Genomic DNA, 15,220 nt, shown 5'->3' on the forward strand with positions numbered 1-15,220 from the left:
GCCGCTCCCCCCTTCCTCACAGCTTCATCTTCGGGTCCAGCGCATCCCGCAGGCCGTCTCCCAGCATGTTGAACGCCAGTACCATAAACATGATGGCGAGGCCCGGGATCGTGCTCACGTGCGGGGCGGTGCGCAAATATTCGCGCCCCGTGCTCAGCATCGCCCCCCATTCCGGCGTAGGCGGCTGAGCGCCCATCCCCAGAAAGCTGAGACCGGATGCCGTGAGAATCGCCGTTGCGATGCGCATGGTAGAGAGGACGATGATGGGCGCGACGCTGTTCGGGATCACGTGCTTGATAATGATGCGGGAATGGCTGGCCCCCATCGATTTCGCCGCCTCGATGTACTCCTTGTTCTTGACCGCGATGACGGCGCTGCGGGAAATGCGTGCGAAGGTCGGAACGGAGAAGATCCCGATCGCGATCATGACGTTGATCATCCCCGGCCCCAGCACGCTGACGATCGCAAGCGCCAAAAGAAAGCTGGGAAAGGCCATGAAAATATCCATCATGCGCATGATGAACATGTCCGTCCTTCCGCCGAAATAACCGGAGAGCGTGCCCAAGCCGACTCCCAGCACGACGGAAATCATCACGCCGACAATGCCGATCATCAACGAGATTTGCGAGCCGTACATGATGCGGGAAAAAATGTCCCGCCCGTACTCATCCGTCCCGAAGAAGTGGGCGGCGGACGGAGGCTGCAGGATCACGTTCATGTTCTGCTCGATCGGATCATACGGCGCGATCCATGGAGCAAACGCCGCCAGACCGACAAACGCGACGACCATCCAAAAGCCGACCAGGGCGCGTTTGTTTTTCTTGAACCGGCGGATCATCAGAGCCCAGGGCGAGCGCCGCTTGTAGGCGGCTTCCGGAGCTGGAGCGCCTACCTGCAAAGTGATGTCCGTATCGCTCATGGCTTCTATTCCCCCTTTCTAGTCGTAGCGGATGCGGGGATCGACCGCCCCGTAGCACAAATCCACCACGAGATTCACGATGACGAAAATCGCTGCGACGAACAGGATGCTTCCCTGGATGGCCGGATAATCCCGAAACTGAATCGATTGAATAATGTAGCGGCCGATGCCGTTCATCGAGAATACCGTCTCGGTCAGCACCGCTCCCCCCAACAAGTGGCCGAACTCCAATCCCACGATCGTAATGATGGGAATCAGGGCGTTTTTCAACGTGTGCTTGTAGATGATCAGCTTTTCCTTCACCCCTTTGGCGCGGGCCGTACGGATAAAGTCCTGATGGATCACTTCGAGAATGCTGGAGCGAGTCAGGCGAGCCAGCACCGCCGAGGAGGACACCCCCAGCGCGATGGCGGGCAGGATGTAATGCTTGAGCTGCGTGCTCCCCCCGGATGGCAGCCATTGCAAGTAATACGAAAACACCAGAATCAGCATGATGCCTGACCAAAATACCGGCATGGAGATCCCGAACAAGGAGAACATCATCGTGGCGTTGTCGCGGACGCTGTTTGGCCGAGTCGCGGAGACGATTCCCGCGAAGAGGCCGACGATAACCATGATGACGACCGAAAGCATCGTCAAAAGGATGGTGCTCGGAAACCGAGTCAGGATTTCTTCCGCCACCGGCCGGTCGGAGCGAAGGGATTTGCCCAGGTCCCCCTGAAGCAATCCCCAAGCATAGCTCCCGTACTGCTCGTACAAAGGCCGATCCAGGCCCAACCGCTCCTTGACGATCTGGATCTCTTCCGCCGTGGCATCTGCGCCGGCGATGAGATTCGCCGGGTCTCCCGGAACGGAATGGATGATGACAAAGCAGAGGATCGATACACCGATCAAGGTCGGAATCATTTGCAGCAAACGTTTGACGATATAGCTCAGCAACTCAATCGCCGCCTCCCTTCCCTTCGCGATTCAGTCAGTCCGTTTTGCTTTTCGCAGGCTGTCAGACATAAAGCTCCGGCTGCCTGTGCAGGTGAGAAGGCAACTTGGCACGCACTTGCCGCACGCGGTCCAGATCGATGCGGCAAGGGACGAGCGCTTCCGTCTCCGCGCCGCGCGCCAGCACGACTCCCATCGGATCGACGACAAGGCTCTGCCCGATGTAATGGTCGTTGACCTGGTTGCAGGCGACCACGTACGACGTGTTTTCCAACGCCCGCACCGTCACCAGGCTTTCCCAGTGCCGTTCCTTGACTGGCCCCTTCACCCATCCGGAGGGCACAATCAGGATGTCCGCGCCGCGCAAGGCCTGATGGCGGGAGATTTCCGGAAAGCGCAATTCGTAGCAGACGAGCAGCCCGATCTTTCCGAATGGTGTGTCGATTGGCTCGAACAAGGAGTCGCCCGGTTTGATCGCGAGCGATTCCTGGGCTCCAAATGCGTCATACAGGTGGGTCTTCCGGTACGTGCTCACGATCTCGCCATCCGAATTCGCCAGGACCACCGAGTTGTATACCCTGTCATCCTGCGCATCCTCTGTCCTCTCTCGCATGCCGAAAATAATCCACACGCCGTACTTTTTCGCCAGCCCGCACATCCGGCTGACGAACGGGCCCGCCATGCTCTCCGCATCGTTCAGCTTGACTTCTGTGGGCGTACCGACGATGAAATAGCTCATATAGGCCTCGGGAAACACGACCAGATCCGCCCCGTACGTTTGCTTCGCATCCCGAATGGCCGCCTCCGCCTTCTGCACATTCACTTGCTTGTCATCGGTCGAGCCCAACTGAGCCATCACGACTTGAAAAGACATACAATCACCCCTTCTACTTTTTCACGACTTTGCGCAAGTCCCAGATATAGGTCGGCTGCACCTCTACACCCTCGACGTTTTTCCTGACGCCGACATAGCCCACGTCCTCGTGCAGGGAAATCCACGGCGCGTCATCCTTGATGATGTTGAGCGCTTCCGCGTAGGTCTTCTGGCGATCCTGTGGCTTGACCTGCGCCGCGCCGGCTTTGATCAGCTTGTCTGCCTCCGGGTTGGAATAGTGGGAGTAGTTCGTGGCGCTCGTGGACAAGAGACCGTCGCTCAGCACGGAGTCGGCATCGCCCGTCGCCGCGGAAGCCCCCCTCACGAACAGGTCGTACGTCTTCGGATCCTTCAGCGTTTCCAGATACGAGCCCAGCTCCAGAATCTTCAGTTCCACGACAAGTCCCAGCTTTTGCAAGCCATTCTGGACGAACTCGGCAGCCGGTCTGTCCTGAATGACGTTGGCGGCGAGAATCAGCCGAAACTTGGTCCCCTCCTTGACCCCCGCTTCCTTCAGCAGCTGCTTCGCTTTTTCCGGCTCGTACGGATACGCTCCCACGTCGCTGTATCCAAACGTCTGCGCCGCCACCGCTGCCGTCGCCATCTTCACGCGGCCCTCGTACAGCTTGTTCACCAGCGTCTCCCGGTCGATAGCGTAGTTGAGCGCCTGGCGCACCTTTACTTGGTCAAATGGAGCGACAGTCGTATTGATCCCGACGTACAATACCCGGTTCGTCGGTCTGGAGACGATCTGCACTTCCTCGTTCGATTTCAATCGCTCGATTTCCGAGGCTGGCACCTTTTCGATCACATCCGCTTCGCCCGTCTCCAGCATGATGACCCGAGCCGCGTTTTCCGGCACCGGCTTGAACGTGACGGATTTCACCCCGGGCTTCCCGCCCCAATACTGCGGGTTCGCTTCCAGCACGAGCTGGTTCCCGGGCGTCCATTCCTTGAATGTGAATGGACCGGTTCCGATCGGATGCTTGGCGATGCCTTGCTCATCTTCTTTGATCTGTTTCGGGCTCAGAATCCCGCTCGCCGTGACCGCCAAGTTATTCAAGAACGGCCCTTGCGGGGTATTGAGATGAAACACGACTTCCGAATCGCCATTGGTCGCAATCGACTCGATGAATTGGCCGACCAGCACGCGCCGGCTCAGCTTTTTGCTTTTGTCTGCCAGCCTCTCGAAATTTGTTTTCACCGCTTCCGCCGTAAACGGAGTGCCATCCTGGAAAGTGACGCCCTGCCGCAGCTTGAACGTCCACGTCTTCCCGTCGTCGGACGTCGTCCAGCTTTCCGCGAGCCGCGGGACGATCTCCATTTTGTCGTTGAACGCGACCAGCGTGTCGAGAATTTGATAGTTGATCAGGCTGGAAATCGTATCAGTCGCATTGTGCGGGTCCAAGCTCACTGGATCCCCTGTCAGCCCGACGACCAAATCCTTGGCCTCCACCTCCCCGTTTGATGAGGAAGATTCCGAACTGCACGCCGTTACCAGAAGCGCCAGCACCACGGCCAACAGCCACCCCCGTTTGCCTATCCTCTCCCATTTCATCCGCGATTCCCCCTTTTGCGCTTGGATGGTTTCAAGCCTTCGTCACGCGAGATGCAAGCAGCTGGTCGTACCCGCGCTCCCGCCTCATCTCCGCTTCCTTTTGCTGCTTTTCCAGCGCTCTCTCCCCGTACTCCTTGGCGAGGGCGGGACTTACGACAAACACTCCGTCGTCATCCCCGACGATCAGGTCCCCCGGGTGGATAGACACGCCGCAGACGCTCACCGTCGTATTCACTTCCCCCTCCAGGCCCAGTGTGCGGGTCGTGAGCGCGCTGACGCCGAGGGAAAAGACAGGGAAGCCCAATTCCATGATTGGGCGCACATCCGTCACGCACCCGGCGATGATCGCACCCGCTGCTTTTTTCGTGAGGGCCGCATAGGTCAAAAACTCTCCCCAGCACGCCCGCTTTTCGTCACCCGACATGTCGATGACGAGGACGTCTCCAGGCTCCACCAGTTCCAACGCGTGGCGGATCGCAGTCGCATCGATGTGGGGTATTCTCACGGTCACGGCGTTGCCCACCAGGCGAATGGGCCGAAACAGCGGCTGCAAGCCATTCAGAAAGCCAAAATCGGTAAAGTGGCCGATGGTCGAAGGACTGACCGTTTGATACAGAGCGAGCACCTCTTCCGTTGCCCCTTGCACTCTCGGTTTGACGGTAAACAAAATGTTCTCCCCCTTTCGTTTGCCAGGTAATTCTTGCAATGCCTGTGCCATTAATCCGAATATTCAAATAACTGCATTCATGTCCGCTGATGCGCCACGATCCGTTCCAAATTCGGAACAAACGTACTAAAATAGGTACCAGCATAGACTGGCGAACGTCATTTCTCCCACCAGGAGGGGAACAGCATGACTACCAACATTACCATCGTGGGGCAAGGAGAGTTTATCGGCCTGGCCGAACAGGTCACGACCGCCATCGCCCCGCAATTGGACGTCCACTTCCAGCTGGTCGAAATCCAGCAGCTGGAGTCCAAGGACCTCATTCCCACCATCCTGCCCCTGATCGAGAAAACGGGCACAGACATCATCGTGACCGGCCGCTTTGTCGAAGGACTGCTTGCAGGCAAAACGGACATCCCCATCATCCACCTGCACCTCACTCCCACAGACATTCTCGCCGCTGTCAAAAAGTCGGTCCCCTACTCCCGCCACATCGCGATCGCCATGGCAGAGCTGTCGGATTTGCGATACGACTTCTCCACGCTGCAGGAGCTGTTGAATATCCAGCTCGAGTATTTCAACTACGTCACCCCTGCCGAGCTCCAGCTGAAAATAAGCGAATTTTCAAAGAAGGACGGGGCCGTCATCGGGACAGGCCTGGCCGTCAACTACGCCAAGCAATACGGCATGCACGGCACCCTCATTTACTCGGAGAACAGCATCATCGAATCCATCGAGCGCGCGCTGGAGATCATTCATTTCAAACGGGAAGAAGAAAAGCGCAATCAGGCCTTCAAAGCGATCATCAATTCGGTCCGCGACGGAATCATCGCCACGAATGAGAGCGACAAGATCACCATTGTCAACGATGCTGCCAGGCACCTGCTGCAGCTCCCGGACGAAAACCTCGTCGGGCGAGACCTGTCCGACACCGTGCCGAGCGTCTGCCTCCCTGAGCTGACGAACGAAGAGAGCTTTCAGGACAAGATCGTCACGTGCAGGCAAACCCGTTTGAATACAAACAAGACAGCCATCTACCAAAAGGACGCCAAGATCGGGACTGTACTGACCTTTCAAGACATCACGCACATTCAAAACATTGAGCAAAAGTACCGGCTGGAGAACGAGGCGAAGGGGCTGGTCGCCAAAGCCCGCTTCGAAGACATCATCAGCGCAAATGAAGCCATGCAGCGGACCATGGAACGCGCCAAGCGCTTTTCGCAGACCGACTCCACGATCCTGATCATCGGGGAAACCGGCACCGGGAAAGAACTGCTGGCCCAAAGCATCCACAACCACAGCAACCGAAAATCGCAGCCCTTCGTCGCCATCAACTGCGCGGCTTTGCCGGAAACGCTCCTGGAGAGCCACCTGTTCGGCTATGAGGACGGGGCGTTTACCGGAGCGTCCAAAAACGGCAAGAAGGGGCTGTTCGAAATCGCCCACAACGGCACGGTGTTCCTGGACGAAATCAATTCGATCTCGCTTCATTTCCAGGCGAGATTGCTGCGTGTGCTGCAAGAAAAAGAAGTCGTGCGCGTCGGAGGAAGCAAAGTCATCCCTATCAATATCCGGGTCGTCGCTGCGGCCAATGAAGATTTGCTCCCGCTGGTACGTAGCAGCCGATTCCGGGCAGATCTCTATTATCGACTGAATGTTCTGAAACTGTCTGTCCCTCCCCTGCGAAACCGGCTGGAAGACATCCCCCTTCTGACCAAGCCATTCTTGCGGCATCAAAACCTCGAGCTCTATCAGCAGATCGAGCCGTTCATCGAGAGCGTGTGCGGGGAACTGCAGAAGTACTCCTACCCGGGCAACATCCGGGAGCTGTACAACATCCTGGAGCGCTTTTCTATCCTGTGCGAGCCCGGGAAGACTTTCGGACCTGACACGTGCCGGAAGATCATAGCGGAATGCATGGAGGATCGGGCTGCGGAATGTGCCCCTGGCGATCAGCGGATCGAAATCGGTCTCAAGGAAGGATACCGGGAGAGTGTGGTCGAGGCGGAGCGCGTGATCATGACCTGGTTCATCGATCAGTTTCGCGGGGACAAGACCATGCTGGCCACCAGGCTGGGAATGGGCCGAACGACGTTCTACCGCAAGCTGAAGGAGCTGGGGATCTCCTTATAAGGGAAAAAAAAACATCCTTGCCCGTTCGTGAGCAAGGATGCTTCTACACCGGAGCCGTCTCGCGCTTCGCTTCGAACCGCCCGGCCAGCCTGTTCTTTAGTTCATCGACGGATCGGGGAATGCCGGCTCCCAGCTCCCTTTTCAAGGAATCCGGCAGCACCTCCCACACCTCCGCTACCAGGGGGACGCCGAGATGAAGGCTCTCCAGCATTGCCTTCTGCTCCAGCGCCTCCCGCGGCTCTCCGGCAAAGACGAGACGTCCCCCATCCATGACGCACATCCACTCGGCCCATTCGAAGGCGATGTCCATATCGTGCGTCGCCATCAAGACAGTCGTCCCTTCCTGGTGGATGGCGTCGAGCTCGCGGAGCAACACTTTCGTCTGATAACGGTCGAGGTAGGCCGTGGGCTCGTCAAGCAGCAGCAGCTCCGGCTCCAACACCATCACACCGGCCAGTGCGAGTCGCCGCTTTTGTCCGAGACTCAGATGGTGGATGGGCACATCGGCCAGCTCGGTCATGCCGAATGCAGCCAGCACCTTCTCGACTTTTTCGCGGATGACCTCCGGCGGCAGCTTCCGGTTGACCAGTCCGTACGAGATGTCCTCTGCGACGGTGCTTGCGATCAGCTGATGCTCGGGGTCCTGAAAAACGAGCCCCACCTTCTGTGTCATTTCCTGCAAGAAGGAACGCTTGTAGACAAACGGCACCCCTCTCCATGAGACTTGTCCTGCCTGTGGCTGCAGGATCCCGTTTGCATGCAGAAACAGCGTCGATTTGCCGCAGCCGTTGCGTCCGAGCAAGGCGCATTTTTTCCCCTCCGGAATGCCGAAGCTGACCCCTCTCAGGACAGGCCTTCCGCTTCCCGGATACGTGAATTGCAGCTCTGAAAATTCCAGTAACCACGATGTCAAAACAGCCAACCTCCCGTCAGGCACTCTATGACAACCAGCGCGATGCATCCTGCTACCGCTTCCCGTTCGTACCGGGGAGAGCGCGCATAGGTACGAAGGCTTTGCACTTGAAAGTTTTCCGCGAATCCTCTGGCGGCCATGCCCATGGACAAGGACCGGTATTTTTGCATGGCCCGGACAAACAGCTGGGCCGCCACCATGCCGACATCGCGCAGCAACGCCCGGAACCCTTGGTGACCGCCGCGGAACCGCTGGGCGACCCACAGCTGAAACGAAGTATCCAGCAGGACAAAAATAAACCGGTACATGATCATCAACAGATCCGTGACGAGCTCCGGAATCCCGAGCTTGCGGAAGGCTTGCAGCATTTCCGCAAACGGGATGGTAAACAGCAGAAACGAGAAGCACGCCAGGCTGGCCATGATGCGGACAAGCAGCTCCAGCGCTCGGCTGGCTGAGGCCGCTGCGACGTAAATGGCGTACGGGCCGACTTGCCAGGACACCAGCCATTGGGATGGACGGGGGGCTACCGGATCGTGTCCTGTCAGATCAAAGAGCAGACCGGGCAACCCCGCTACGAAAAAAGACAGCGGAAGGAGCAAAAACAGCAGGTGGGAGCGGAGCGGTATTCGCGCGTACCCTACCACCCATACTCCCATCCAGAGAAAAATCAGCAGCTGCACGACCGAATGCCCGGCCAATGCGAGCAGCAGCAGCACGCCCGCAAACAGGAGTTTTTGGACGGGGGGCAAATGCCGCAGCCGATTTTGATACGAAAGGGAATCAAGCTGCTGCCAGTTCATTTCTTCGACTTTTCCATGCGGCCCTTATAAACTCCCACGGCATATCCGATGACACCCGCGCCTAAAGCCGCCTGCACCGCGAACAAAAGGCTTTCGGTTTCTCCGCCCGGCGGCTCGATCAGCGGTTGGAACCAGGGCTCGTACGACGGAGAGATTTCCTTGATCGCTTCTTCTGCCGCGCCGTCCGCTCCCCCGAACTCCGAATCCTTGATGAACAGAAGCGGCAGCGCAGCCAATACGACGACTCCCAAGATCAGAAGCCAGTTCATTCCTTTTTTCACAGCGATTCCTCCCGCTTGAAGAGGCGCAGTTGCGCCAATTCATTGGCATTGTAAGACTGCAGCCAGTTCCACACGAGCACAGTCAACAGCCCTTCGCTGATCGCAAGCGGCACCTGGGTAATGGCAAAAATGCCTGCGAACTTGACGAAGGAGGCGAGCACTCCCCCTGTCGCCGCCGGAAAGGCCAAGGCGAGCTGAAGCGAAGTGACGACGTACGTGGACAAGTCAGCTAATGCCGCTGCCGCAAACACGGCGGTCCGCTGTTTGCCGCTTTTCGCAATCAGGCGATAGACCCCGTAAGCGACCATCGGACCGACCACGGCCATGGACACGGCATTCGCTCCCAGCGTCGTCAAACCGCCGTGAGCCAGAAGCAGCGCCTGAAACAGCAGAACCATGCTGCCGAGCACCGACATCGTGAGCGGTCCGAACATGATCGCTCCAAGCCCTGTCCCGGTCGGATGCGAGCTGCTTCCCGTGACCGACGGAATTTTCAGGGCGGACAGCACAAAAGCAAAGGCTCCGGAGACGCCCAACAGCAGCTTCATCTGGGGATGCTCTTTCACGATCCGGTTGATTTGGCGCAGCCCCAGTACAAAAAACGGCAGGAAGACCACCCACCAAAACAGTGCCCAGGACAGCGGCAGGTAGCCTTCCATGATGTGCATGGCATGTCCTGTCTGCGGCTCATTGAACAGAAAGTAAACGACGAAGCCGGCTATCAACAGACAGCTGGAAACCAATCGAGAACGATTCATGAATCCGATTCCTCCTTTGAATCAAAAAATCTCATCCCCAAAGTGGATGAGATTGTTGCATACCAAAACAATAGACTGACCCACCAGCCCTATTGCCTCTGTATTCACCTCTCCTTTCCGCGAAGGTTCCGGGTGCGGCAGCTTAGGTAGGTCTCCTGGCTTCCAGATCTTTGCGCTCTTTGTCCTTCCCCATGTCAATGAGTGGCTATCTTTCAAAGAGAACTCCCTGGTTACAGTGGCGGGACCGCTCGGGACTTTCACCCGATTCCCTGTTACCCTGTATGTGTCTATTCACATAAAGGCACCTAACGCCAACAATATGTAATTCTCGGACATTTCTGATTGTCCATCCACATTATACTCCAGGCAATGAAAAAAGAGAACCATAGAAAAAACCGACGGCTCCACGGCGGAACCATCGGTTTTGGCACTGGCTGCTCCTGAGTTACTTTGCGTCCACCCCGACCGCTTCGCTGATGTGGGTGAACCCGTCTCTTGCCAGCAGCTTGAGCAGCTTCTTGTTGATTTGCTTGGCGATTCCCGGCCCCTGGTAGATCATCCCGGTGTACACCTGCACCAGACTCGCCCCCGCCCGGATTTTCTGATAGGCGTCTTCGCCGGTGTAAATGCCACCGACACCGACAATCGGCACTTTGGCTCCGACTTCCTGGTAAATTTCTTTGACCCATGCCGTAGATCGTTCCGTCAGCGGCTTTCCGCTGAGTCCCCCCGCTTCTTCCGCCTTCGGATGGTTGGCGACGGCTTCGCGAGACAGCGTCGTGTTGGTCGCGATGATACCGGAGATGCCTTCCTCGACTGCGGCAAGGACGACGTCCCGCATCTGCTCGTCCGACATGTCCGGCGCCACTTTCAACAGGATCGGCTTTTTCTTGATGCCGCGCATTTCCAGTTCAGCCGCCTTTTCTTTGACGGCGGCAATAAGCACCCGCAAGCTTTCGGTCTCCTGCAAGTCGCGCAGATTCGGGGTGTTCGGAGAGCTGACATTGATCACGAAATAATGGCCATAGGCGTACAGCATGTCCAGGCATTTGCTGTAATCGCTGGCCGCTTCCTCATTTGGCGTCACTTTGTTCTTGCCGATATTGATCCCGATCGGAACATCGGAATAGGCGAAATCCACCAAATGTTGGGAAGCAAGATAGGCCCCGTGATTGTTGAAGCCCATCCGGTTGATCACTGCCTGGTGCTCAGGCAGGCGAAACAGCCTCGGCTTCGGATTGCCCGGCTGCCCTTGCGGGGTGAGCGTTCCTACTTCTACAAATCCAAACCCAAGCGCTCCGAGCGCATGGTATACTTCCGCATTTTTGTCAAAACCCGCTGCCAACCCGACCGGATTGGGGAACTTGAGGCCCCACAGACTGGTTTCCAGGCGGCTGTCCCGCAGCTGGTACATCATTTTCAACAATGTTTTGCCCGGAGCGGATTCTTCCACCAGCTTGAGGGCATGAATCGTTTTCTCGTGAATCTCTTCAGGATCTTGCTGAAACAGATACTTGCGAATAAGCTGATACATCGTGGCTGCACTCCTTACTCCGTTTTACCTCATAGTAGAATACCATATTTTCAAAGGGTGGGTAACCTTTATCCGTGATACATATTTCCAGATGGGCAGGTAAATCCTAGCAGTACCATCCTTCGCGGAGGTGACGAATAATCTCTATGAAAGTGGACGGCAAAATCGGGATTAGTCAGGCGATCATGACGATCATGCTGACTGTCGGCATCACCAACCACGTCACGGTCATTCCGTTGCTGCTCAGCAGCGCCAAACGCGATGCCTGGCTAAGTGTCCTGCTCGCGTCCATACCTTTTATCGGTTGGGTTTGCTTGCTAGCTTTCATCAACACTCGTCTTCATCGACAGCCGCTGAATCGATGGATCCTGCGGACAAGCGGAAAATTCGGAGGCTACCTCATCCTGACCCCGTTGCTGGTGTCTCTGTACGGAATGGCACTCGTTCATCTGATTGATACCCAAACGTGGACAACCGTAAACTACCTGCCTCGCACACCCGAGTGGGTCACAGCGCTCGTGCTTGTGCTGCTGTGCGCCATCGCCGCGTATGGAGGCATCGGACCTCTGGGCATGACAGCGGGAGTATTGCTGCCGCTCGTAGCCTTGCTTGGCTTCTACGTCGCTTTCGGGAATATGCCCAAGAAGGATTACAGCTTCTTGTTGCCCGTGTACCAGTTCGGGCCGATGCCGATCCTGCATGGAATGATCTATGCGGGGGGAGGATTCGCCGAGCTCGTGCTGCTTCTGCTGCTGCAGCATCACGTGAGGCAGCCGCTGCGGCTCATTCATTTTCTCATCATGTTCGTCATCATCATCATTCTCACACTCAGCCCCCTCACTGGCGCCATCGCGGAATTCGGTCCCATCGAATCATCCCGGCAGCGGTTTCCCGCATTTGAGCAATGGCGCCTCCTGACGATCGGCAAGGATATTGAGAACATGGAGTTCTTTGCCATCTTCCAATGGCTGTCGGGTTCGTTCACCCGGATCACCCTTTGTCTGATGCTGATGACGGAAATATTGAACGTACATACGGTCAAAGCCCGGACGCTCGTCTTGCTTGTGCTTGGGGGCAGCATGATCGCCGTTACCGGCCTGCGTTTCAGCGACATGACGTTCGTCCGCTTTTTGAGCGATCTTTATTACCCGATTTACTTGGTGATGACGATACTCCTTACACTCATGGTGGCAGGTCTGGCTCTAAGAAAACCTAACAGAGAGGAGAGAGCAGACCATGACGCGTGAGGATGAGATCCACAGCCTGTTTTCCCACTGCGCAGACGTCGAGACGATGCGCCTTGTCACGCAGGAAGACCAGCCTGTGCTTCTCGTCTATTGCCAAGGGCTCGTCGATCTGAAAGAAGTGCAGCGCCTCGTCATCCCTCAGCTCAATGAGCATCTCTCCGCCGGGGACATTCGCGCACTCCCGCTTTCTCGGTTGGAGGACGACCAACATGTATGGGTGGACCGTTTGTTTGCCGGAGACTTGCTCGTCTTTATCGGGGAGCTCCCCCCTTTTTCCTGGGAGGTGTCCAACCGTCCGCAGCGCACGACCGAAGATGCGAATACGGAAGTGTCGATCAAAGGGCCGCGCGACGGGTTCATCGAAGACATCTCCGCCAACGTCGCCCTGATCCGCAAACGGCTCCGCACCCTCTCCCTTGCCAGCGAAACTTTCACGCTGGGGACACGTTCCCGCACCAAAGTCGCCCTCCTTTACATGCGCGACGGAACCGCCCCCGATATTGTGGAAACCATGCGGGAAAGGCTGCTTGACTGCGCACAAAACAAAATCGTCAACAGCGCCATTCTGGAGCAAAAGCTCAGCGACCAGACGTATTCCGTGTTTCCGCTTGTGGACTATACCGGGCGGCCGGATAAAGCCATTATCATGCTGATGGAGGGGAAAGCGATCGTCCTCGTCGACGGCTCTCCGCTGGCACTCATCGCGCCCGTCACCCTGCTGGAGCTGATCAAGTCTCCCGAAGACGACCAGTATCCGGTCACCCTCGTATGGATGGAACGCATTCTCCGCCTCGGCGGGATCTGGATTTCCGTCTTTTTGCCCGGCTTCTGGATCGCTTTATCTGCCTACAACATCGAGGAGTTCCCGTTCCAGCTGCTGGCGACGCTCACACAGGGCCGAAAAGGGTTGCCGTTTTCCGCTCCCATGGAATTGCTGGGCGTCTTGTTCATCTTTGAATTTTTGCGTGAAGCAGGCGCCCGTCTGCCCAAAACTGTGGGACAGACGCTGGCTCTCGTCGGCGCGCTCATCATCGGGGACGCTTCGATCCGGGCCGGATTCACTTCCCCTTCGATGCTGTTTATCGCCTCGCTGACGGTCGTCGCCTCCTTTACGCTGATCAATCAATCCCTTAGCGGAGCCGTCACCGTGTCCCGATTCGTCGTGTTCCTGCTCTCGGCCACGCTGGGGACGTACGGCTTTGTCATCAGCAATATTCTCATTCTCTACTATTTGTCCACGCTGACTTCCTTTGGCAGGCCGTACGTGCTCTTCCAGTCGTCCAACTTGTTCTATACGCTGTTCCTGATCTTGTTCCGTACTCTGGTCAGCATCTTTCGGCAATCCGCCAAAAAAGGAAGGGATGCCTCGTGAAGCGCCGACTGCTGGCAGCCGTCCTGCTGTTCTGCTCAATGCCCCTGCTCAGCGGCTGCTGGGATCAGAAATCGATCCAGGACCTTCTTTATCTAACAGCGATCGGGGTCGATTACGTCGACGATCAGTACGTCGTGTACGCCCAGTCCTCCGATCTCGCCAGCGTTTCCAAGCAGGAATCGCCGGACCAGACGTCGTCGCCCGCCGTTATCGCGATTGGCCGAGGCGAGACCCTGCAAAACGCGATCGACAATCTGCAAAAAAACTCCCAAATCCCGATGTTCAACGGCTTCGTCAATTCCCTGATCTTTCACGAGCGGATCTTGAAAAGAGACATTTTGCCGGCGTACGACATCTTGAATCGCTACGGCCTTTTTCGTTATACAAAATGGGTGTTTGGTACGCGCGATCCGCTGGAGGACGTGCTCAGCAATCACGCCCTGACAGGCTTTTCGCCGTTGATTTCCATCCTGCATCAGCCGCAGGATGTGTACAAGCAGCGCTCTTTCATCGAGCCGATCCAGTTCTACAAATTCATTGCCCGCTACTGGGAGCCGAGCAATACTGTCATCCTGCCGAATATCACGCTCTACAAGAAGTCGTGGAAAGAAAACAACGACTTTGTCTCCCGCCTCACGATCGACGGCATCCATGCCATCCGCCGGGGAAAGTGGGACGGATTTTTTACCAATCCCGAGCTGCTTGGCCTACGCTGGATCAACCCGCATACGGAGTTTGGCGGATTGATCATTCGCGAGAAAAACGTCCCCAAAGCGACATTGCGCATTCAGAATGTAAGGGTGGAGGTCGTCCCTGTTCAGGGGGGCGAAAACCCGCGCTTTCACCTCCACGTCCATCTGAAAGGTTTTATTCGGGAGGTCATGAGCAAGATCTCGACAAAAGACATCAGGCGGATCGCCGAAAAAGAGGTTCGGCAACAAATACAGGAAACGTTTTTGACGGGGGTCAAACGGGGGGCCGATCTGTACAGCCTCGAGGAAGTGTTGTACAAGCATGACCTCAAGGGCTGGAAGCAGTTTAGCCGCAACCATGCCAACAAAATCAAGGCAGAGGCGCTGGATGGCGTGGACGTTCACGTCTATTTGAGCGATTCCGGAAAGATGAAGCAAAACTGGTACAGCTACCCAGAGGATCTGCTTCCCAAGTAACCGGCCGCTTTCGTTGGTCCTCTCCGCGCCGCGCCAAGCTGGATGGTTCCGCGAAA

14 protein-coding genes and 1 riboswitch are annotated in these 15,220 nt (G+C 56.7%); of the genes, 4 read left to right on the top strand and 10 right to left on the bottom strand.

Annotation, left to right across the window (positions count from 1 at the left end):
* Positions 1 to 16 precede the first annotated feature (16 nt).
* From nikC to RGB73_RS26150, 5 genes are all read right to left on the bottom strand, one after another.
* Positions 17 to 919: a nickel transporter permease gene (gene nikC, locus RGB73_RS26130; protein WP_310766054.1), complete on the bottom strand. Its 903-nt coding sequence runs from the start codon at positions 917 to 919 to the stop codon at positions 17 to 19.
* A gap of 18 nt (positions 920 to 937) precedes the next feature.
* A complete protein-coding gene (gene nikB, locus RGB73_RS26135) occupies positions 938 to 1,858 on the bottom strand; it encodes a nickel ABC transporter permease (protein ID WP_310766055.1) in 921 nt (306 codons plus the stop codon).
* 61 nt (positions 1,859 to 1,919) lie between these two features.
* Positions 1,920 to 2,729, bottom strand: coding sequence for a carbon-nitrogen hydrolase family protein (locus tag RGB73_RS26140; RefSeq protein ID WP_310766056.1), 810 nt, complete (start codon positions 2,727 to 2,729; stop codon positions 1,920 to 1,922).
* Between the two features lie 13 nt (positions 2,730 to 2,742).
* Positions 2,743 to 4,287, bottom strand: a complete 1,545-nt coding sequence (locus tag RGB73_RS26145; RefSeq protein WP_310766057.1) for a glutathione ABC transporter substrate-binding protein — start codon at positions 4,285 to 4,287, stop codon at positions 2,743 to 2,745.
* Between the two features lie 31 nt (positions 4,288 to 4,318).
* Entirely contained in the window at positions 4,319 to 4,954 is a 636-nt protein-coding gene (locus RGB73_RS26150) for an RraA family protein (protein WP_310766059.1), read from the bottom strand.
* 186 nt (positions 4,955 to 5,140) lie between these two features.
* On the opposite strand from RGB73_RS26150, the gene RGB73_RS26155 reads away from it, so the two are divergent.
* Positions 5,141 to 7,087: a sigma 54-interacting transcriptional regulator gene (locus RGB73_RS26155; RefSeq protein WP_310766061.1), complete on the top strand. Its 1,947-nt coding sequence runs from the start codon at positions 5,141 to 5,143 to the stop codon at positions 7,085 to 7,087.
* Between the two features lie 43 nt (positions 7,088 to 7,130).
* Here RGB73_RS26155 and RGB73_RS26160 read toward each other — a convergent pair whose 3' ends face one another.
* From RGB73_RS26160 to RGB73_RS26180, 5 genes are all read right to left on the bottom strand, one after another.
* Positions 7,131 to 8,000, bottom strand: a complete 870-nt coding sequence (locus RGB73_RS26160) for an energy-coupling factor ABC transporter ATP-binding protein (protein ID WP_310766063.1) — start codon at positions 7,998 to 8,000, stop codon at positions 7,131 to 7,133.
* On the bottom strand, positions 7,997 to 8,803 hold the full coding sequence (gene cbiQ / locus RGB73_RS26165; RefSeq protein ID WP_310766065.1) for a cobalt ECF transporter T component CbiQ: 807 nt from the start codon (positions 8,801 to 8,803) through the stop codon (positions 7,997 to 7,999). The genes RGB73_RS26160 and cbiQ overlap by 4 nt, the downstream gene beginning before the upstream one ends.
* Positions 8,800 to 9,084 carry an energy-coupling factor ABC transporter substrate-binding protein gene (locus tag RGB73_RS26170; RefSeq protein ID WP_310766067.1) on the bottom strand — a complete coding sequence of 95 codons (285 nt, stop codon included), beginning with the start codon at positions 9,082 to 9,084 and terminating at the stop codon, positions 8,800 to 8,802. The genes cbiQ and RGB73_RS26170 overlap by 4 nt, the downstream gene beginning before the upstream one ends.
* Positions 9,081 to 9,842, bottom strand: a complete 762-nt coding sequence (locus RGB73_RS26175; RefSeq protein WP_310766069.1) for an energy-coupling factor ABC transporter permease — start codon at positions 9,840 to 9,842, stop codon at positions 9,081 to 9,083. Before RGB73_RS26175 ends, RGB73_RS26170 begins: the two co-directional genes overlap by 4 nt.
* 128 nt (positions 9,843 to 9,970) lie before the next feature.
* Positions 9,971 to 10,164, bottom strand: a riboswitch (cobalamin riboswitch).
* A 123-nt stretch (positions 10,165 to 10,287) separates the two neighbouring features.
* Complete coding sequence (locus RGB73_RS26180; RefSeq protein ID WP_310766071.1) at positions 10,288 to 11,376, bottom strand: quinone-dependent dihydroorotate dehydrogenase; 1,089 nt, start codon at positions 11,374 to 11,376, stop codon at positions 10,288 to 10,290.
* 146 nt (positions 11,377 to 11,522) lie between these two features.
* Here RGB73_RS26180 and RGB73_RS26185 point away from each other — a divergent pair, with 146 nt between their 5' ends.
* Genes RGB73_RS26185 through RGB73_RS26195 form a run of 3 tightly spaced genes read left to right on the top strand, consistent with a single transcriptional unit; the run spans position 11,523 to position 15,164 of the window.
* Positions 11,523 to 12,623, top strand: a complete 1,101-nt coding sequence (locus tag RGB73_RS26185) for a GerAB/ArcD/ProY family transporter (protein ID WP_310766073.1) — start codon at positions 11,523 to 11,525, stop codon at positions 12,621 to 12,623.
* On the top strand, positions 12,613 to 13,995 hold the full coding sequence (locus tag RGB73_RS26190) for a spore germination protein (protein WP_310766075.1): 1,383 nt from the start codon (positions 12,613 to 12,615) through the stop codon (positions 13,993 to 13,995). The genes RGB73_RS26185 and RGB73_RS26190 overlap by 11 nt, the downstream gene beginning before the upstream one ends.
* Positions 13,992 to 15,164, top strand: coding sequence for a Ger(x)C family spore germination protein (locus RGB73_RS26195; RefSeq protein WP_310766076.1), 1,173 nt, complete (start codon positions 13,992 to 13,994; stop codon positions 15,162 to 15,164). The genes RGB73_RS26190 and RGB73_RS26195 overlap by 4 nt, the downstream gene beginning before the upstream one ends.
* The last annotated feature ends 56 nt before the right edge of the window (positions 15,165 to 15,220 follow it).

This window comes from Brevibacillus brevis (assembly GCF_031583145.1).
Taxonomy (GTDB): domain Bacteria; phylum Bacillota; class Bacilli; order Brevibacillales; family Brevibacillaceae; genus Brevibacillus; species Brevibacillus brevis_E.

What these genes read in the sequence shown, in the direction of transcription:
- nikC (WP_310766054.1), bottom strand. Translation starts at nt 919, where the DNA reads ATGAGCGATACGGACATCACTTTGCAGGTAGGCGCTCCAGCTCCGGAA.
- RGB73_RS26140 (WP_310766056.1), bottom strand. Translation starts at nt 2,729, where the DNA reads ATGTCTTTTCAAGTCGTGATGGCTCAGTTGGGCTCGACCGATGACAAG.
- RGB73_RS26145 (WP_310766057.1), bottom strand. Translation starts at nt 4,287, where the DNA reads ATGAAATGGGAGAGGATAGGCAAACGGGGGTGGCTGTTGGCCGTGGTG.
- RGB73_RS26155 (WP_310766061.1), top strand. Translation starts at nt 5,141, where the DNA reads ATGACTACCAACATTACCATCGTGGGGCAAGGAGAGTTTATCGGCCTG.
- cbiQ (WP_310766065.1), bottom strand. Translation starts at nt 8,803, where the DNA reads ATGAACTGGCAGCAGCTTGATTCCCTTTCGTATCAAAATCGGCTGCGG.
- RGB73_RS26175 (WP_310766069.1), bottom strand. Translation starts at nt 9,842, where the DNA reads ATGAATCGTTCTCGATTGGTTTCCAGCTGTCTGTTGATAGCCGGCTTC.
- RGB73_RS26180 (WP_310766071.1), bottom strand. Translation starts at nt 11,376, where the DNA reads ATGTATCAGCTTATTCGCAAGTATCTGTTTCAGCAAGATCCTGAAGAG.
- RGB73_RS26185 (WP_310766073.1), top strand. Translation starts at nt 11,523, where the DNA reads ATGAAAGTGGACGGCAAAATCGGGATTAGTCAGGCGATCATGACGATC.
- RGB73_RS26190 (WP_310766075.1), top strand. Translation starts at nt 12,613, where the DNA reads ATGACGCGTGAGGATGAGATCCACAGCCTGTTTTCCCACTGCGCAGAC.